Here is an 18706-nt window from a genome sequence, read left to right on the forward strand (position 1 = left end):
AGCGCGGCAGGGCGCCTCCTGCCGCGCTCTCGCTCACCAAACAGCTGATACGAGCTCAGGAATGCGAGCGGCGAGTTCTGGTCGGGTCACCAGCGGATAGGCCAGGCTATCGGCCAATGCCAACCAGGACGCCTCGATGATGTTCTCCGAGGAACCCACTGTGTTCCAGCTGCCGTGCGCGTCACCGGAGCGGATCCAGACGCGCACTTTCGCGCCCGTACCGTGATGGTCATCGAGGACGCGAACCTTATAGTCTTCGAGATCTACTTCAGCGATCTCCGGATAGAACTCCTGCAGTGCCTTGCGCGTGGCCCGGTCCAAGGCGTTCACCGGTCCGTTACCCTCGGCCGCGGTGTGGAAGACGTGCTGGCCGATGCGCAACTTCACCATCGCCTCGGCGAGCATGCCGCGCCCATTGCGATATTCGGTCAGGACCGTGTAGTCGAGCACCTCGAACGGTGGTCGGTAATCGGGCAGGTTGCGGCGGATCAAGAGTTCCAATGATGCATCAGCGTCCTCGAACCAATAACCATGAAACTCGAGCTCTTTGATCTGCTCCAGGATTCGCCGCACGACCTCCGGCTTGTCACCGAGCTCGATACCGAAGCTCCTCGCCTTAACGACGATGTTGCTCCGACCGCTCAGTTCGCTGACCAGGACGTGCCGAGTATTGCCCACGACTTCCGGCGGAATGTGCTCGTAGGCCGAGGGGTGCTTGGCGATCGCGTTCACGTGCAGTCCTGCCTTGTGCGTGAACGCGAAGGCTCCTACGAATGGGAGGCGAGGATCGTGCGCCAGGTTGGCGACCTCCGCCACGTATCGGGACATCTCGGTGAGCTTCCGCAGGTTGCCCGGTGGCAAGCAACGATAACCGAGCTTGTACTCGAGAATCGGGATGATCGAACAGAGATTGGCGTTCCCGATCCGTTCCCCGAGTCCATTTATCGTCCCCTGAACATGCGTGGCACCAGCCAGAACTGCGGCGATCGAGTTGGCGACAGCCAGTTCGCAGTCGTTGTGGGTGTGAATGCCCACAGTACAGGAGACCGAGGAGAGCGCATGGCGCACTGCTCGCACGAGCGGGTCGGTCAGTGTCCCACCGTTGGTGTCGCACAGCACCACCGCGTCCGCGCCCGCATCGCAGGCGGCCCGAAGAACGGCGAGCGCGTAGTCCGGATCCTCCGCATAGCCGTCGAAGAAGTGCTCGGCATCGAAGAAGACTTCGCGTCCGGCCGCCTTGAGAAAAGCGATCGATTCTGCAACCATCCGGAGATTCTCTTCGAGGCTCGTGCCGAGGATCACGCGCACTTGAAACGGTGAGGCTTTGCCGACGATCGTCACCGTCGGTGTCTCCGCTTCCAACAGGAGACGCAAGTTGACGTCCTCTTCGACCGTTCCGCCAGCTCGGCGTGTGCTTCCGAAGGCAGCGATCCTAGCATGTCTCCACTGGAGGTGTCGGGCACGCTCGAAAAACGCCATGTCCTTCGGGTTCGAGCCTGGCCAGCCGCCTTCGATATAGGCCACACCCAGTTCGTCCAATGCCCGGGCGATCTTCAACTTGTCTTCCGTCGTCAACGAGACACCGGATCCCTGCGTCCCATCCCGCAACGTCGTATCGTAGATCACCACTCGTCGTTCGCCGTTCTCGCCCATCCGCTCCCTCCATCCTTCTCCGAAACGTTCGGCGGCCTCCCCGCGTCGGGGAGGCCGCCTCATCGTCATCCACTGGTTATCGTTTCAGGCCTGACCAGCTACGCTCCTCCCCAACGCCGCACGCCCCGCCACGCGGGGCCGAATAATCGCGATAATGATCGAGAGGGTCGCGAGTGTCAGCGACGCTGGGCAATTCATGAGCTGCCCGGCCTCCTGTTCTCGCCTTCTAGCCTAGCGCACGCTCCTCCTCGTGTCAACCGGATCGTTCCCTTCCCGGATTCGCGCTCCTCGCGGTGTTCAGCCGGACACGGTACATCCTTCACGCACCGAGTGGAAATTCGATGGGTACTTCGATCAAGGTCGGAAAATCGCGTTCCAGTGCCCGCACGATGGCTGCCTCGAGCGCCTGGGGACTGGTCACGTACTCACTCGGAACGCCATACGCAGCCGCCAGCTGCTGGAAGTCCGGATTGACCAAGTCCACCGCGATGAAGCGCCCTCCGAATGAACGTGCTTGTTCGTCCTTGACCGCCGTGTAGCTCGCATCGTTGAAGAGAACGATCGGGATACCGATCCGGAATTGGACTGCTGTGGCGAGTTCTTGCATGGTGAACTGGTACCCGCCATCGCCGACGAGCGCGACGACCGCAGCGTCAGGACGCGCGATCTTCGCCCCGATGGCCGCTGGCAGCGCGAAACCGAGCGTGCCGTAACCGGTCGGGAACAGATACGTTCCTGGCTCGTAGACCGGATAGTGCCGGTTACCAACATAAGCCATCATCGTCATGTCGTTGACCAGAATGCCATCCCGCGGTAGCGCCGCACGGATGGCTTTCAGCCATTCAGCCTGACCTGCTCCCCAGGCGTTCGCGAGCGCCTCACGCTTGGTCGCCTGCAAGACGTCGACCGGCCATCCCTGTTTGGAGATGCCGCGTACCGCGAGCTCGCTCAACAGGGCTCGCACCGTTTCGCGTGCATCAGCGACGATCGGGAGCGTCGGCGGATAGTTGCGCAAGATCTCCTGAGCATCGATATCGATCCGGATGCGCCGGTCCGGCAGTGGCAAACGCCCATTCGCCGTATCTTGTGCACCCAGCTTGGATCCGATCACGATGACCAGATCCGATTCCCGCAACACACGCTCGACCGCGTTTTCGGGTTCCCAGAGATTCCCCAGACAACGCGGATGATCCTCGGCAATCGCCCCCTTTCCCTGCAAGGAGGTGACGACTGCCGCTCCCAAGCGTTCAGCCAGCGCAACGAGTTCAGCCGTTGCGCCACTGGCGACCGCGCCCCCACCACAGTAGAGAACCACGCGCTCCGCTTCCTCGATCATGCGAGCAGCTAACTCGATTGCCGACCGCCTCGGTTGGGGGCGCTCCATCGCCAGCGATGCGAGTTCAGCCAAATCGATCTCGCCACAACCATGGAGAACATCCAAGGGAACCTCCAGATGCGTCGGGCGCCGTCGCCCACCGATCGCTTCCGCGAAGGCCGTCTGGAGGAGTCGGGGAACATCCTCCACTGAGCGCGCACGATCTGCCCATTTCGTGACCGCACGCATGATGCCGAGCTGATCCTTGCAGTCGTGCAGGTGGCCGAGCATTTGCCCCTGCCAGGCTTGCTCGACATTCGACGCAATGACGACGACTGGGGAGGAATCGGCATACGCTTCGCCGATCGCTGTCGCGATGTTCGTCACGCCCGGCCCGGTAATGACGATGGCCACACCGGGCTTCCCCGAAACGCGCGCGTACCCATCGGCCATGAAGCCCGCACCCTGCTCGTGCCGCGCGAGCACATGGCGCATGGGCGACGAATACAGCGCATCGTAAATCGCCAATGTATGAACACCCGGAATGCCGAAAACGACCTCCACGCCGAGCCGCTCGAGCGTGCGGACGACCGCTTCACCTCCACTGACCCGCATCGTCTCCCACTCCATCCCTCATGCCAGCCAGCGCGGCGATTATACGGCCGAAGGTGCCGGCAGAGCGCGTCTTTGCTCGAGTTCTGCTCGGCTCCTACAGGAGAACGATTCCGGTACGGGTTGGCCACCACTTCGGCTTTCGCTCATCTTGCTCGCAGCAAGACAGCTCGCAAAAGCAGAGCTTCTGCATCCTCGCCTAGCGGCTTCCCCGAGCAGCCGCCACAAGCTCCCCGCGTCGTTTCCTATCCGCAGCCATTCATGACGACGGATCTCCGCGCTGTGCCGAGCGACGAGCGGCCCGAGCGTTCGCTCGCCGGTTCCTGGCATCTGATTGGCAATCCAAGAGAAATTGCAAGCGACCCACCCGGATCCCACTTCACCGATTCCGAGCACCACTCGGTCGAGTTCGTCCAGGATCGGACCGGACCGACTCGGGACTCGACGCCGGCTGCAGACACTCGACAACCGGAACCCGATCGTAAACCCGTTCCGATGCTCACGTATCGCTCGATTCGTCCGCGCGCTGCCGGGATGGCACTTTGGGTCGGAGCCTCTCGCTCGAACCGTCCGCGTCCGCAGCACAGATGCACGGGGTCAACAGCCGAGGCTACACGCCCATCCCGCTCTCCGGCCGTAGAGCGATCAGACGGGGTGAGCGACCCGCTCGGCCGAGCCGATCGTTCTCACGTTCGGCGACGGCTACCGTGACGTCTCCGAGCAGGCATAGCCGGTCCTGAGCCGGGAGAACTTTCCATGCCACGGTCTTCGTGATCACTGGATTGCTCGACTCGCCGCGCGTGTTCACCGAGGTGATGGTTCGCGAACTCGAGCGCTCCGGGGCGATCGAACTCGACGCTCAGACGCTCCACTGTGTCGATTTGACCCAGGTGTCCGATGCGCAACAGCGGCAGACGCGGCTGAGTGCGCGACGACACTTTCCGCAGCACTCGGTCATGCGGTGCTTCGCGTACCCAGGTTGTGAGGTCGCTCAGCGCGCGAGGGCAGCAGCGACTGCGGTGGCGTACCGCTTGGCGGTCATGAACGAGCGAGACCGAGCGGGTGCGAACGATGACCTGCTCGCTCGACCTCGCCTCCGCGTCTCGAGGGGGTTGACACTCGAGCGCTTCGCAGCACTCCTGACCGTGACCAACTGATCACTCAGCTCGGGCGTCCGCGGGGTTCCAAGATCCTGACCTCCGCGACATCACCGACGAGCGCAGCCAAACGTCGGGCATCCTCCACCGACCCCACGATAGTTCCATAATGCATAGGGATCACGACACGAGGTCGAAGCATGCGGACCGCCTCGGCAGCCTCTTCTGCCGTCATGACGTAGGTTCCGCTGACCGGGAGAAAGGCGTAATCGACCGGACCGAACTGCGCCATCTCTGGTATGGCATCGGTGTCACCAGCGAAATACCAGGTGACATCCTCAGCTCGACAAATGAACCCGACATGCTCTCGTTCTCGAGGATGGAATGGCACACCGGGGCTACGAAACTTGTTCACGTTATAGGCTGGCACCGCCCGAATCGACAAGCGACCGTGTTGTACCTCATCGCCCGGTCTGATCACGTGAACGGGGGGTACGAGTTCGCGAGTATTCGCCGCTGTGGGGTTCGCCACAACGAACGTTTTGTGAACGTCGCGGATCCTCGCGATATCGGCCGGTGAGCAGTGATCGAAGTGCTCATGACTGATCAAAATGACATCGGCAGTTGGCTCACCGTCCGGAATCCGGAAAGGGTCATGATAGAGACGTAGCCCAGCAACGTCGATTCGGAAGGCCGACTGAGCGTACCACGTGACGTCAAAAGTCATCGTCTGTTCTCCTCTTCGAGCGGAAGCGCACGGACACCTCGATGGTCGGTGAGTGCTCGCGTCGGGGAACGTTCCGCGACCGGATTACTCGACGCCGAGTTCGGGCTACTGCGTCGCACCGCGTTCGACAAGGTGAGTCGAGTACGTCAGTCGCCGCTTCAGGAGCGAACAGACCGCCTCCGGCTCACTGAGTACCAGTTATCTGCCGATCGCACCCGCACCCAAGCGCACCTTTGACCGGTATGTGGCTCGAGCGCGACGATCCGCGTCGAGTCCGGCCAGTTCGATGCTAGCTCACCCGCTCGGCCTGCCCAATTACTTGTGGAGCGATCGGCCCCAGCAAACGTTCGAGGGCCATGATGTGACTGCACGTGCCGAGGCCGAGTGCCTCGAAGGAATGGCACGTGCAACTCCAATTCCCGTCCGCAAAATGGACGTCGTACACATCGTGCTCACCGCGGAACCGGACGTGCAGCGACTGCACCTGGACCCGTTCCGGTTCCGCAGCATAGCGGCGTGCCTTCTCGATCTTTCCGATGAGGCTCGAATTCATGATCCAGCCCCCTTCCGGTCCATCCTGTCGCGCCTGACCGACCATGAACACACAGGGCACCAGGCTAGCTTCCCAGTGCCCTCGACCACTCTTCGGTTGGCGGACCACCGTGCATTTCGGGGTCCTCGCCTTCCTGCTCAGGGGTTTCTAGCCAGATTATAGCGCATCGCTTCCCGAGGCACCAGATCCGACGCGTTCGCGTCGGGAATCTCACCCATTTGCCGCGCACGAAGCCGTCCCGAACCGGCGTCGCACCTGGTCGCCGAAGAGCACTCCTACAGCCCCCCACGCGATCCCGCCCGTGATGCCCCGAGGAGTATCCCTTTGCTGGCTGCTGGGAAGTCGCTCACTCGGCGAGCAGACGGAAACTCGTCGTCGCGCGGCGATCACGTTACACTCCGATGGGGGTATCGATGGAAACCAGTATCGCTGTGCTCGCTGGCGGCCAGAGCCGACGCATGGGGCGCGACAAGGCACTACTGGACTTTTGTGGCGAGCCGCTCCTCGCTCGCGTCTTGCGCCGCGTTCGACACCTAACCGACGACGTATTCGTCGTCGCGAGCGATCGCCCAGCGTACGCCCAGTTCGGCGTCCCGATCGTACCCGATCGTATCCCGGGAAGCGGACCGCTCGGTGGAATCTATTCGGCACTGCTCGCCGCTCGCCATGAGTATTGCCTCGTGCTCTCCTGCGACCTTCCCTTCGTTTCTCCAGAGCTTCTGGCTGCCTTGTTCGCTATGCCGCGCGACTACGACGTGCTCGTGCCGACCAGGGCAGAACGGACTGGCCAAGGAGGAGCCCTGACGTATGAGACACTCCACGCCATCTATTCGAAGCGCTGCCTGGGCGCGATCGAGCGACAGCTCGCGGCCGGAAGCCTCAAGATCGTGAGCTTTTTCGCTGAGGTTCGCGTCGTCCCCGTCCCAGAGAGCCACCTCCGCACCATCGACCCAGAGCTGTTGTCGTTCGCCAATGCCAACACTCCCGAGGCTTACCGTGCAGCTCTGGAGCGAGCGAAACGAACCGAGCAATGTCCCGGGCCTCCCATGGAGGGCAGCTCATGACAGCACGACCGATCTCTCCCTTCGCCGAGCGTGCCGGTCGCCCGCTTCTGATGGGCCGTTCTTGGGCCGTCTCGAGTGGTCATTCCCTCGCCTCTTGGGCAGGTGCCCGCGTGCTGGAGCACGGCGGCACTGCCGCCGACGCCGCTGTCGCTGTCGCCGCGGCGTTGAACGCAGTCGAGCCACACATGTCCGGTATCGGCGGTGATCTCTTCGCCCTCGTCTACGAGGCAGCGACTTCGACCGTCTGGGCGGTAAACGGTACAGGGCCGGCACCGCTCGATGCGACTCCGGAGCGCTTCCGAGATGGCATTCCGGAACGCGGTCCACTCGCTGCTTCCGTTCCGGCTGCCGCCCGCGCTTGGGAGTTGCTGGTCCAACGCTGGGGCCGGCTCCCGCTCTCGGTGACCCTCGCGCCGGCGATCGAACTAGCCCGCGACGGCTTCCCAGTCAGCCATAATCTTGCGGCCTACATCGAGACCTACGCTGATGTTCTCGCCAGCTATCCCGAGACGGCTCGGACCTTCCTCCCAACTGGTTCGCCACCTCGCCCGGGCGATGTGCTCCGTCAACCGGATCTCGCTCGCACGCTGGAAGCGGTCGCGGCGGAGGGCGTGAACACCTTGTACGAAGGTGATCTCGCCGAGCGCTTGACGCGCGCTGTCCTGGCAGCTGGTGGGCTGTTGACACGCGACAGTCTTCGGCTGGCTCGAGCAGCGATCGTCGAGCCACTCCAGCTCGCGTACCGAGACTGGACCATCTGGGTTCCACCACCGAATTCCAGTGCTCATACACTGCTCGAGATGCTCGGTATCTTGCAGTACTTTCCACTCGCCAGGTGGCGCCCGCTTTCGCCCGAACTTCTGCACGTGATGATCGAAGCCAAGAAATTCGCCTTCCTGGATCGTGAGCGCTTCACCGGCGATCCCCATTTCGTTGGTCCTCTCCCGCCCGACATCCTCGACCCTGAGCGACTGCAGCGGCTCGCGGCGGCGATCGATCTCACGCGAGCGAGGCCGGTGCTCCCGACTCGACCTGTCCGCGAGGACCACACGACCTCGTTCTCGGTCACAGATCGCGAGGGTAATCTCGTCGTCGTAACCGCCAGCCTCAATATGGCATTCGGTTCCGCGTTCATCGCCGGCGATACCGGCATCTTGCTGAACAATCGCATGACCTACTGGCACTTGGAGCAGAATCACCCGAACCAGCTCCAGCCGGGGAAGCGCGTTCGTCACACGCTCAGCCCGGTCTTGCTCACCAGACCAGGAGAACGGCTCAGTCTCGGAACCCCGGGGAGCGATGCTCAAGTGCAGATCCTGGCGCATGTTCTCGTGCATTGGCTCGAATACGGTTTCGATCTCCAGACAGCTATCGAATTGCCGCGCTGGCGACATCGCGGTCCGGGGCACGAGTCCAATTGGCCGCACAGCTCTCTCGACCTCGTCCAAGTCGAGGGGAGACTCCCCAACGCCACGATCGAGGGTCTCCAAGCACGCGGCCATCGTGTCGAACGGCTTGCCCGGTGGGGTCCGATCGGTTCCTGCCAGGGGATTCACTGGCGTGGTGCTGAGCGTGTCGTCGAAGCTGCTGCCGATCCGCGTAGCGACGCCTATGCACTCGCCTGGTGAAGGGATCCGACGATGCTGACCACATGGCGGCCTTCCGGGATCGTGACGTTTACCAGTGACTATGGCGTGCGTGACAGCTATGTGGCACAGGTCAAGGGAGTGATCCTCGAACGAGCGCCCACAAGCACGATCATCGATGTCACGCACGAGGTAGCAGCCCAAGACATCCTCGAGGGAGCGTTCCAACTCGCAACCGCCTGGCGGGCCTTTCCTGTCGGCACGATCCATCTGGCTGTGGTCGATCCTGGGGTGGGTAGCGAGCGGCGCGCTGTTTTGATTCTGGCGGATGGGCATGCCTTCGTCCTGCCAGACAACGGACTTGCGACCTTCGTCCTCGCAGAGGTGCAACAGGTCGCTGCTTGGTCGCTCGATCGATCAGAGTGGTTCCGGCACCCGGTTTCACCGACCTTCCATGGACGAGACATTTTCGGTCCGATCTGTGGTCTGCTCGCCAGCGGGAGAGCTCCGGCGGAAGTCGGTACGCCGCTCGACCCAGCTTCCTTGGTGAAACTCCCGATCCACTCAGTCATCGCGGGCGGAGGAAGCGTCGTCGGGCCCATCGTTTCGATCGATCGTTTCGGGAATTGCCGCACCTTGATCCGGCGCGAGCAGCTTCCTGGCGAACCGGAAACGCTCTCTATTCGCTGCGGTCAGCTGGAGTTGCTCGGTATCGTGCGCACCTTCGCCGATGTCGCCCCTGGCATGCCGCTCGCTTATTTCGGCAGCCACGGTGGCTTGGAAATCGCCGTCCGCGACGGCAATGCTGCGGCAACCTGGCACCTCGAGCGGGGCATGTTGGTCGAAGTCCGCCGCGCGCTCACATGACGGCGTGCTATACTGCCCGGAGAAGCGGGAAGGTAGAACGGCATGGGACGGGTGAACACGACGAAGGCACGCCGCAAGACGACCAAACGGACCGCTCGGGCAAACAACACCCCTGTCCCGGCTCGTTCCGTCTCGCCTTCTCCGGCCACACCCTCCGGAAGCCGGTCATCGACGCAACCTCAAGAGATCATCAGCCCATGGGGACGAGTCGACGAAGAGTATGCGCTGATCAAAGCTGATCTGAGGCGTCTCCTTTGGGTCACCGCTCTGCTGCTCGGCTTGCTCCTGTTGCTGACGATCGTCCTGCGGTAGAGCCGGTGAGAAAAGCCCTCGTCCCTTCGTGGGGAACGAGGGCTCGCTGGTCTGCGGCAACGTCCTCACTCGCTGATCGTCTCGTCGATGTCGAACTCCACGACGAGCGCATCCTCGTCGACCGCACTGAGCGGCTCTTCGGTGATCTCCTCGTCGCTCTCGACGATCTCCTCCTCTTCGACCTCCAGCACCTCGGCTTCTTCCTCTTCTGGGAAGAATTCCTCTTCTTCGATGATCTCTTCTCCTCGGGCAAAGGTTTCCGGAAGGTATGGCCGCGGCGGAGCGATCTTCGGCTGGGGCGGGAAAGACGGTGTATCCAACAGGTGCGGCGCACGGAAGACTTCCCGGAGAATCACCCGCAACGTATCGCCAGTGAGCTGGACAACGAACGCGCGGTATCGGTTCCCCTCGCGGGTGAGCCGGGCCACGCGACGCGCAAGGCGTCCCTCGAGTTGTCCGAGGCGAGTGCCGTCAGCATCGAGAACGATGACGGCATCATCTCGGATATCCAGGAAGACCTCTTGCCCAGGGAAGAGCTGTGCGAGCACGGCGGGTGCGGCAGGTCGCAGCAAGTCCGTAACGTAAGTTCGACCCATCTCCTCCATGAACACGTCCGCGCGCGGTGCTGGTCGCCTCACCGGCACCGGAATCGTGCCACCGCTCGTCTGGCTCACCAACCACTCCAACCGGGTCACGTTGCGCTGCGCGATCGCATTGCCCGGCTCGATCTCCAGTGCTCGCTGATACGCGGCCCGCGCATCGGCCACGCGACCGAGTTCGGCCAAGGCGTGCCCCAAACGATTCCAGGCAGCGACATCGCGCGGGGACAACTCAGTGATCCGTTGATTGAGCTGGACCGCGCGTTCCCAGTTGCCTTGAAAGGCCGCCTGCTTGGCGGCCTGTGTCAAGCGGAACAGCAGTCGTCGCTCATGACTACCCTGATTGGTCAGCATCGACATCGTCGTACTCCGCCTCCGTCCGCACTATCGCGTCAATATGGCTGGCTCGGCTGCTTCGACGGTGACCGGTTCCCCGAGGAGGTACCATGGGCTCGCGTGGGTGACGCGAACCTTCACGAAGCGCCCACGCCGGTCGCCGGGAGCCTCGAAGAAGACGAGCGTGTTTCCTCGGGTTCGACCGCGCCAGCGACCACGCGCCAGCCCATCGACGAGGATCTCCACCGTTCGCCCTACATACCGCTCGTTTCGTTCCCGAGCGATCCGTTCCTGAAGTTGCTCGATAGCTCGGTGACGCCGCCGCTTCTCCTCGCGGGGCACATCGTCGGGCCAACGCGCCGACAAGGTTCCTGGACGTGGCGAGTACATCGCGACATGCACCTTGTCGAACCGGATCTCTTCGAGCAACCGATAGGTGTTCAGGAACTGCTCCTCCGTCTCGCCCGGAAATCCAACGATGATATCGGTCGAGAGCGTGACGTCCGGAATCAGTTCGCGGATCCGCGCGATCCGTTCGCGGTACTCCTCCACAGTGTAGTGACGCCGCATGCGGCGCAGTACCTCGTTATCGCCTGATTGCACCGGCAAATTGACGTGCTCGCAGACTTTGGGAAGATCCGCAACCGCACGAATGAGCTTGTCACTGAAGTATTTGGGGTGCGAGGTGAGGAAACGAATCCGCTCGATCCCCGGCACGTCGTGCACGCGCGCGAGCAAGTCAGCCAGGTCCGGCTGGCCAGGCAAATCATGCCCGTACGCGTTGACGGTTTGTCCGAGCAAGGTCACTTCCCGTACACCACGTGCGGCGAGCTTTTCCACTTCCGCCACCACCTGCTCGACAGGGCGACTGCGCTCGCGACCGCGCCGGTACGGGACGATGCAGTAGGAGCAGACGAAATTGCACCCGTAGATGACTGGCACGAAGGCCGTCACTTCCGGGTCAGTCTGGCCCTCGTCGTAGTAATGCGGTAACTCGACGAGATCGATGTCGACGTCAGCGAGTTCTGGCACCAAGGAAACGAGGCGCTCGAACTCCGAAGGCCCATACCACAGATCGACCCACGGGAATCGCTCGGCGAGCCGGCGCTCCTGACCGGTGACGAGACAGCCCGTCACCGCGATCCGGACATCTGGTCGGCGCCGCTTGAGGCGTGCCAGGGCTCCGATATACCCGAGGGCCTTGTCTTCAGCCTGTTGTCGCACCACACAGGTATTGACGATGACGATATCTGCGTCCCACTCTCGCACCGCTGGGACGTACCCAGCTTGCCGCAAGAGTGCAGCGGCCTTGGCTGACTCCGCTTCGTTCATCTGGCAACCGATCGTCCAGATGTGGAAGCGCTTGACCCCCGGAACCGCATCGCCGACCGAAGCGGGGGCTGGCTGGAGCTGAATGAGCTGCATGGATCTCCCTCCACAGGCGTTTTGCGCCCGTGTCTCGTACAGTCTGTCATTATACCGCCCGAGCAGGATGCTCGAGCGACGGGCCGCACTCGGCGAGACCGTGTGCTAGGATAGTGCGCGGGTGGCGCTCGATCAGGCGAACGGCCGTCGCGCGGGGCTCGCGACCTCGCGCTTGGTTTCCGGCGCTGAGAGAGGGGTATCGCTGATGCAGCGACGCTGCGGGACGTGCCGCTACTTCGAAGAGGGTGGGCTCGCTGGATCCGGCTGGTGTCGCCACCCCCAGCGGCAAGGCCTCCAGGACGTCGTCTTCGTCCGGCGCGGTGAACTCGCCTGCCGCACCAACTGGGATCAGGACCTCTGGGAGCCGCGCGAGTCCGATAGCCGCCCTGCCCTGTCGGTGATCGCCGGCTCGTGGGCTGAACGGGCAGATTCTCCGAACCCTGCCCTCCACCCCGAGGCCACTCCGGTCAGTCCCTCCTCTGTTTCCCCTGCAGCCGCTCGCTCAGTGCACCATCACCATTCCAAGCCAGCGACCGAAAGCTACCGAGCGAACGGTCAGAGTGGTGAGACGGAACCGTTCCCGACTATCGAAGAGCATGCAGGCCGAGAACCGACCGAACCATCGCTCCTCATCGAACCACGGCTCGACGACGTGCAGCCCGCGGCCCATGCCTCGCTCGCTGCGCTCCCGCGCATTTGCCGCACTTGTCGCGATTTTCGGCCAGTAGGAGATGGACGTCACGGCTGGTGCGCCAATCGCTATGCCTTTCCCGAACGAACGCTCGTCGCTGCGGAGACGTTGGGCTGCCACGGGACACTGGGTTCCTGGTGGTTACCGACCGATGATTGGTGGCTCCAGCAAGCCGATATTTCCCACCATGGCCAGCCGACGCCCTTGGTCGACGAGTTGCTGCGCCAGCTTCTGAGCATGCGTCAGCAGGAACGCCGGCGCCGAGCGAGCTCCTGAGGGGGCACGGCATGAGTGAGTTCGGGGAATTATTGCGGAACGCACGCGCGTACCGCGGCGTGACGCTCCTCGACGCCGAGCGTGCGACCCGCATCAACCGCCGTTATCTCGCTGCGCTGGAACAGGAAGCGTTCGAGCAGCTCCCACCCCTGACCTACGCACGCGGCATCGTTCGCCTGTACGCCCAGTACTTGGGTCTCGATCCGGTCACAGTCCTCGCCAAGTTCGAGGAAGCGCACGGTCAGCGCAGCATGGGATTCCGCGTCGTCCCCTCGGTACAGCCTGTCCGAGAACCACTCATGCACTGGGCACCGAACTTCGCTGTGATCGTCTTCATGCTCGCGATCTCCGCGATCGTCTTCGCACTCGTCTACACGACCTACCTGGTTCCCCGCGAGACGCTGCCGACACCGGCGACGAGCAGCGTCCTGACCAGCACCGAGGCAGGCGGGCCAACGATGACCGGAGCACAAACCGCGCCGGTAGCGAATGCCGCGACCGTCCCCACTGTGCCACCAGGCACGGTACCGGTGAGCAGCCCGGCGAATGCAACAGCCTACCCTGCCCCGGCGTCCTCCACCGAAGCGAAACCGGAGCTTTCCCCCACATCAGGAACGACAGGAACACCAACCCCTGCCGGACCGGCGACGACCGAGCACACCTTCGAGATCGTGACCACGGGTCGGGTCTGGGTTCAGGTGACCGTCGATGGCCGCACGGTGCTCGCTGAAGTGCTGAATGAGGGAGACCGACGGCGTTTCCGCGGCAAGACGATGACGGTCAGCTCGGGTAATGCACCACTCGTGCGGATCATCGTCGACGGCCAGGATCGCGGGCCGCTGGGTCAACGTTGGGACGCCACCGCCAGCTACCCGTGATCGAGAACGGCCCGACGAGCTTTCACTCGCCGACACCGCGGACGAACGCGGGAACCAGGGTGCGCAGAGCTCGGGGCTCGACCGTGACAGCGAGCTCGGTGATGCCGATCCAATTGTCCCCATCGATCTCGGCCGGGACCGGTGTCGCTGCTCGCACGACCACCCGTGTCCCACGGTACGAGGAGACGTAGCGCGAGCGCCACAAGCGACCGAGCGCGGTCCAGGCGAACAGCTCCAGCCAACCCACGAGATGCGGCGGCTGCAAGATGAGTACGTCCAGCACTCCATCGCTGGGATCGATCGCTGGTCCGAGACGGAAATACGGATGAACGAGAAACGAGCCGTTGGCCAGAAGCACGCTGCGCGCGCTCACCACGTGCTGGATCCCATCGATCTCGACTGTAAAAGGCCAGGGGCCGTCCAGCAGATGGCGGAGTCCCGGGAGGAGATAGGTTCGCCACGCGAAGAAACGCTTGGCGGACGGAGGCGCATCGCGGACGATCGCCCCATCGATACCCGTACCGCCCAGGAACAGGAGGACTCGCTCTGCGTCCACGCGACCAACGTCGAGAAAGCGGAAGCGGACTGGGCCGGCGAGGAGGCGCGCCGCCCGCACTGGATCATCCGGGAAACCCAGCAAACGTGTAACGTGATTGGTGGAGCCTCCGGGCAGTGCACTGAAGACCGCGTCACTACCGACCACACCAGCAGCCACGCGGCTCGCTGTACCATCCCCACCGAATGCCACGACCACTTCAGCTTCGCGAGCCGCCTGGCGTGCCAGCCTCGCCACCTCATCGGGTGAAGCGCCGACATGGACAGTGACCCGGAAGCGCCTGGTCAGTTCCTCCCGAACGCGCGCCACGCTCGACGGGCGCACCCGCCCAGCGCCGCTGTTGACGATGAGCGCGAGCGTCGGAAACGCCTTCATGAGGTCGCCGGCGCCCCGATTCGATAACGTAGGATCGCCCCGATGCTGCCAAACGGCTCCAGTCGCGCGCGCAAATCCCGCTCATTGAGAAAGACGAGATTCGCATTCTGCCGATAAGCCTCGGCGTAGACTTCCGGCACGATGTTCTCGCGCAGGCGCGTCAAGCCGCCACAGAACACGCACTCGCTCGCCTCACTGCCGATCGGTTGCAGGGCACCGCAGCGCAAGCAGTATCGCCCCGGCGCACTCAGCTGGTCATCGACGACGAGGCTGTTGACATTCTGCATCTGCACCACTTCGACGACGCGCTCTAATCCGACCACCGCCATGTCTTGACTGAGTGCCTCCTCCAGCACTAAGTCGACATAGCGTCGCCGCTCCTGCTCCTGCCACGCGGTCACGATGCGCTTGGTCTCCTCGCGGATCTCCTTGGCTGTCGCCTCCATCAAACTGTTGAAGGATCCGACATAGCGCTCGCGCAAGTACGGATGCAACCCATCCACGAAGTCCGCGACCACCTCGTCGGGACCAGCGACCACGAGGAAGCGGAACGGATCTTGCTCGAAGAGCTGGAACAGCACTTGCCCGACTCGCTGGAAATGCTGGCGCACATGATCCTCGATGTGGCGGGCAAAACGTGCCTGCGACCAGCCTCCCTGCCCATGCTGGCCGGGGACTTCCTCGTCCAGTCGCACGGCCACCTCTTGGAAGCTCACCAAATGGCCGCGGAAGATCCTTGCCCGGTCTCGCGAAATCACACACGTACAGACCGGCTCGAACAACTCGACCACGCGCACCAGGCGCCCGATGACAGGCCGGAAATCGAGATCGGCTTCATTACCGACCTCGCGCGGCACATGATAGACGCGCCAAAGGCCAGCCCGGCTACTCGCGAAAAGGGCTACTCCCTGACCGAACTCGTCTCCGTGATCGCGGAAGAAGGCGCGGATCCGTTCGACGTCCTCGTCGACCGCTTGGGACTGCGCTCGGTTCAGTCCGATCTGTTCGCGCGCTCGCTCCAACTCCTTGAGCAAGTTTTTCAGCCGAATCGAATAGTGATCGTCCGTGATATGCTCTTTATCGACTCGCAAATAGAGACTGATGATCGGCCATTCGTCGCTGCGCAGTGCCCCCAAGCCTTCGACCTCACGACGCGTTATCTCCACGCTCGACCCTCCCCATACCCGTCGCTCAGATGCTCAATCCACTGTCGTTCAGGAACGCTCGCTCACCGCTTCTTCGGGACCAAAGAGGCGTTCGACCAAATAGTTGGCGAGCCAGGTCGCTGCGGCGGCGAGTACCAGATTGAGAACCCCACGGACGAGGTTGCGCACCATCCGACTGCTCCTTTGGCCACGCACGCGAGCCCTCCGGCCTCCCCGCTCGATTGTCTATCCAGCAGTCTACCACGCTCGATCTCAGCGTTCGCGGCGATTCGCGCTGGCAGTCCTCGTGCTCTCGCCATGTCAGGACAGGCGGCTCAGGATGCGCGGTGTCGCTCGGTTTCCCGCCACCATCCCGCCGCGACGCCCAGAAGACCGAGAGCAGTCACGCCACTCAGAACCACAGCGACGATGTCGGCAAGCAACGGCCAGCGAGACGCACCAGGAAGGTCGGTGAAGGGCCAAGCTAGCCATCGGTGGATGACCAGGAGTTGCGTGAACTGCCCCCCGACTGCGTGTGCCAGAACCCACAAAAACCAGCGCGCGACGAGGATCGACCAGTACACGGAGACGAGGACGGGAATCCAATTGGCGAACTGCACCGCGACTGCCCCGCGCCGTCGGAGACGCCGGGCACGCAGTGGAGGCCGACCAGTCATCCCCGTGCAGTCCTCTCCCTTTCAGCGAGCAGTTCCTGAATCGCATCCCAGATCCGTTCCGCTACTTCCTCCTTCGGAAGATCAGGTAACTCCTCGGGTCCGCGACCAGGTCGCAACAACGTGACGCGCGCAGTCTCTGCCCCCATCGTCCGTCGTGCATCGTTGACGACGAGCAGATCGATCCCTTTCTGAACGAGCTTTTCGCGGCCATGCTCCAGGAGCCGTTCTGTTTCCGCTGCGAACCCGACCTTGAGGAGTCCAGGACGCACGAGCGATGCCAAGATGTCCGGTGTCGGCTCCAGCTCGAGCAACAGCGAGGCCGTACGCTTCTTGATCTTTTCGGCAGAAACGTGACGGGGGCGGAAGTCAGCGACGGCCGCACACATGACCAGCACGTCCGCATCGTTGATCGCTTCCTCGACGGCTGCCGCCATCTCGGCCGCGCTCTCGACAGGGACGAAGCGAACACCGAATGGAGCAGGCAAACAGGTCGGACCACTGATCAACGTCGTCCGTGCCCCGCGGTCGCGTGCCACCTCGGCCAACGCATAACCCATCTTGCCGCTCGAGTGATTGCTCAAAAATCGTACTGGATCGATCGCTTCGCGTGTCGGACCAGCAGTCACGACCACTCGGCGACCAGCCAAGGGCCCGGCACGACCGAGCACCGTCCGAATGGCCCCGAACAGCTCCGCGGGCTCGGCCATTCGACCCTCCCCGACCATCCCGGAGGCGAGTGGTCCACGATACGGTCCGATCACCGTGATGCCACGCTCCCGCAGGCGCTCCAGGTTGTCCTGCGTTGCTGGATGCAGGTACATGTAGTGATCCATCGCCGGCGCGACGATGAGCGGTGCTGGGCAGGCGAGCGCGGTCAGCGTGACAGCGTCATCCGCAAGACCGTGCGCGAGCTTGGCCAGGGCATCAGCTGTCGCCGGAGCGATGATCATGACGTCGGCAGCCGCACCGAGCGTGACATGTCCAGCTTGTTCCCCTTCCCACACGCCGACCGTCGTGACTTGTACCGGGCGACGCGTGATCGCTTGGAAGGTCAAGGAGCCGACGAACGCGGTGGCAGCTTCCGTCATCACCACATCGACGATGGCGCCACCCTGGATCAGGCGACGGACAAGCTCGACCGTCTTGTACGCAGCGATCCCGCCCGTGACACCGACGACGACCCGTTTATTCGCCAGTACTCTGGCCACAGCCGGACCCCTTCGCTCCGCGCTCGAGCTGCAGTGATCGGGCAGCGAGCACTGCCCGAACCTCAGCAAAACCGCTCTCGAGCCGAGGGTACACGAACCAGACGGTCGCCAACGCGAACGAGACGCCAGTCAGGATCCGCAGCTGCCACGTACTCTCGCGCAGACCGACGAGCTGCGTCAGACCATCGATCGCCATCGGCAGCGACAAGAGGAGCGCACCCCGCCAGGAAAGCGGTCGGAGCCAGCGCCGGACAACCGCATACACCATTCCCAGCGCGAACACGCCCATGTAAATAGCCAGGTCGCGCTGGCAGTACGCCATTTGGTGACCGAAGAGGAAAAAACTGCGCTCGGGCTTCTGGTGGCAGACGAAGCGGTACGCAAAGTAGATGGCATTCGCCAACGTCGTGTACCCGTGGGCGAGGAGCCAGGGGGCGAGGAACGGCAAGAATGCGAACACGCCAGCGAGCAGGTTCAGTCCAGCGAGCCAGTGCCGAGCCCAGAACGCGACCGACCGATTCACGACGGCTTCGAACCGCTCGGCCCGCACCACCGCGATCGGCGTGGGTGCAGGATGTGGCTGATCCATGGGCCGTTCCCCTCTATAGGTCCCTATAGGTCGCACCTTTGACGCAATCACCCGGGAAAGTTTATACTGGCAGAGATTGCGTGGGCGCTGGCCCCCATCGTCTAGAGGCCTAGGACACCACCCTTTCAAGGTGGAGATCGCGGGTTCGAATCCCGCTGGGGGCAC

The 18706-nt window shown here is 63.2% G+C and carries 19 protein-coding genes and 1 tRNA gene; 8 read left to right on the forward strand and 12 right to left on the reverse strand.

Going from position 1 to position 18706, the window contains the following annotated elements; all coding sequences use genetic code 11:
• Positions 1 to 33 precede the first annotated feature (33 nt).
• Together cimA and ACWIVK_RS08105 are read right to left on the reverse strand one after the other, a co-directional pair.
• Positions 34 to 1653, reverse strand: coding sequence for a citramalate synthase (gene cimA / locus ACWIVK_RS08100; protein WP_448576141.1), 1620 nt, complete (start codon positions 1651 to 1653; stop codon positions 34 to 36).
• A gap of 319 nt (positions 1654 to 1972) precedes the next feature.
• The gene (locus ACWIVK_RS08105; RefSeq protein WP_448576142.1) at positions 1973 to 3583 is read right to left on the reverse strand and encodes a thiamine pyrophosphate-binding protein; all 1611 of its coding nucleotides are present in this window, start codon (positions 3581 to 3583) and stop codon (positions 1973 to 1975) included.
• Between the two features lie 767 nt (positions 3584 to 4350).
• Here ACWIVK_RS08105 and ACWIVK_RS08110 point away from each other — a divergent pair.
• Positions 4351 to 4737 (forward strand): hypothetical protein, encoded by a 387-nt coding sequence (locus tag ACWIVK_RS08110; protein ID WP_448576143.1) that lies wholly within the window; start codon positions 4351 to 4353, stop codon positions 4735 to 4737.
• A gap of 4 nt (positions 4738 to 4741) precedes the next feature.
• Here ACWIVK_RS08110 and ACWIVK_RS08115 read toward each other — a convergent pair whose 3' ends face one another.
• Together ACWIVK_RS08115 and ACWIVK_RS08120 are read right to left on the reverse strand one after the other, a co-directional pair.
• Positions 4742 to 5404 carry an MBL fold metallo-hydrolase gene (locus ACWIVK_RS08115; RefSeq protein ID WP_448576144.1) on the reverse strand — a complete coding sequence of 221 codons (663 nt, stop codon included), beginning with the start codon at positions 5402 to 5404 and terminating at the stop codon, positions 4742 to 4744.
• A gap of 289 nt (positions 5405 to 5693) precedes the next feature.
• Positions 5694 to 5957: an SWIM zinc finger family protein gene (locus ACWIVK_RS08120; RefSeq protein ID WP_448576145.1), complete on the reverse strand. Its 264-nt coding sequence runs from the start codon at positions 5955 to 5957 to the stop codon at positions 5694 to 5696.
• A 413-nt stretch (positions 5958 to 6370) separates the two neighbouring features.
• Between ACWIVK_RS08120 and mobA the strand changes: the two genes are divergently transcribed.
• Genes mobA through ACWIVK_RS08140 form a run of 4 tightly spaced genes read left to right on the forward strand, consistent with a single transcriptional unit; the run spans position 6371 to position 9786 of the window.
• Positions 6371 to 7021, forward strand: a complete 651-nt coding sequence (mobA, locus tag ACWIVK_RS08125) for a molybdenum cofactor guanylyltransferase (RefSeq protein WP_448576146.1) — start codon at positions 6371 to 6373, stop codon at positions 7019 to 7021.
• Positions 7018 to 8649: a gamma-glutamyltransferase gene (gene ggt / locus ACWIVK_RS08130; protein WP_448576147.1), complete on the forward strand. Its 1632-nt coding sequence runs from the start codon at positions 7018 to 7020 to the stop codon at positions 8647 to 8649. Before mobA ends, ggt begins: the two co-directional genes overlap by 4 nt.
• A gap of 12 nt (positions 8650 to 8661) precedes the next feature.
• Entirely contained in the window at positions 8662 to 9474 is an 813-nt protein-coding gene (locus ACWIVK_RS08135; RefSeq protein ID WP_448576148.1) for an SAM hydrolase/SAM-dependent halogenase family protein, read from the forward strand.
• A 42-nt stretch (positions 9475 to 9516) separates the two neighbouring features.
• Positions 9517 to 9786, forward strand: a complete 270-nt coding sequence (locus tag ACWIVK_RS08140) for a hypothetical protein (RefSeq protein ID WP_448576149.1) — start codon at positions 9517 to 9519, stop codon at positions 9784 to 9786.
• A gap of 65 nt (positions 9787 to 9851) precedes the next feature.
• On the opposite strand, the gene ACWIVK_RS08145 is transcribed toward ACWIVK_RS08140, so the two are convergent.
• On the reverse strand, positions 9852 to 10745 hold the full coding sequence (locus ACWIVK_RS08145; RefSeq protein ID WP_448576150.1) for a tetratricopeptide repeat protein: 894 nt from the start codon (positions 10743 to 10745) through the stop codon (positions 9852 to 9854).
• A gap of 24 nt (positions 10746 to 10769) precedes the next feature.
• Positions 10770 to 12146 (reverse strand): tRNA (N6-isopentenyl adenosine(37)-C2)-methylthiotransferase MiaB, encoded by a 1377-nt coding sequence (miaB, locus tag ACWIVK_RS08150; protein ID WP_448576151.1) that lies wholly within the window; start codon positions 12144 to 12146, stop codon positions 10770 to 10772.
• A 205-nt stretch (positions 12147 to 12351) separates the two neighbouring features.
• On the opposite strand from miaB, the gene ACWIVK_RS08155 reads away from it, so the two are divergent.
• Together ACWIVK_RS08155 and ACWIVK_RS08160 are read left to right on the forward strand one after the other, a co-directional pair.
• On the forward strand, positions 12352 to 13113 hold the full coding sequence (locus ACWIVK_RS08155; protein WP_448576152.1) for a hypothetical protein: 762 nt from the start codon (positions 12352 to 12354) through the stop codon (positions 13111 to 13113).
• An 11-nt stretch (positions 13114 to 13124) separates the two neighbouring features.
• Positions 13125 to 13991: a RodZ domain-containing protein gene (locus ACWIVK_RS08160; protein WP_448576153.1), complete on the forward strand. Its 867-nt coding sequence runs from the start codon at positions 13125 to 13127 to the stop codon at positions 13989 to 13991.
• Between the two features lie 22 nt (positions 13992 to 14013).
• Here ACWIVK_RS08160 and ACWIVK_RS08165 read toward each other — a convergent pair whose 3' ends face one another.
• From ACWIVK_RS08165 to ACWIVK_RS08190, 6 genes are all read right to left on the reverse strand, one after another.
• Entirely contained in the window at positions 14014 to 14922 is a 909-nt protein-coding gene (locus ACWIVK_RS08165; RefSeq protein ID WP_448576154.1) for a diacylglycerol/lipid kinase family protein, read from the reverse strand.
• Complete coding sequence (locus ACWIVK_RS08170) at positions 14919 to 16088, reverse strand: baeRF10 domain-containing protein (RefSeq protein ID WP_448576155.1); 1170 nt, start codon at positions 16086 to 16088, stop codon at positions 14919 to 14921. The genes ACWIVK_RS08165 and ACWIVK_RS08170 overlap by 4 nt, the downstream gene beginning before the upstream one ends.
• A 48-nt stretch (positions 16089 to 16136) precedes the next feature.
• Positions 16137 to 16259 carry a hypothetical protein gene (locus tag ACWIVK_RS08175; protein WP_448576156.1) on the reverse strand — a complete coding sequence of 41 codons (123 nt, stop codon included), beginning with the start codon at positions 16257 to 16259 and terminating at the stop codon, positions 16137 to 16139.
• Between the two features lie 143 nt (positions 16260 to 16402).
• The gene (locus tag ACWIVK_RS08180) at positions 16403 to 16744 is read right to left on the reverse strand and encodes a hypothetical protein (RefSeq protein WP_448576157.1); all 342 of its coding nucleotides are present in this window, start codon (positions 16742 to 16744) and stop codon (positions 16403 to 16405) included.
• Complete coding sequence (coaBC, locus tag ACWIVK_RS08185) at positions 16741 to 17952, reverse strand: bifunctional phosphopantothenoylcysteine decarboxylase/phosphopantothenate--cysteine ligase CoaBC (RefSeq protein ID WP_448576158.1); 1212 nt, start codon at positions 17950 to 17952, stop codon at positions 16741 to 16743. The genes ACWIVK_RS08180 and coaBC overlap by 4 nt, the downstream gene beginning before the upstream one ends.
• Positions 17930 to 18541, reverse strand: coding sequence for a DUF2085 domain-containing protein (locus ACWIVK_RS08190; protein ID WP_448576159.1), 612 nt, complete (start codon positions 18539 to 18541; stop codon positions 17930 to 17932). Before ACWIVK_RS08190 ends, coaBC begins: the two co-directional genes overlap by 23 nt.
• Before the next feature lie 90 nt (positions 18542 to 18631).
• Between ACWIVK_RS08190 and ACWIVK_RS08195 the strand changes: the two genes are divergently transcribed.
• Positions 18632 to 18705: transfer RNA gene (locus ACWIVK_RS08195), tRNA-Glu, on the forward strand.
• Position 18706: the final 1 nt, after the last annotated feature.

It is taken from the genome of Thermomicrobium sp. (genome assembly GCF_053493975.1).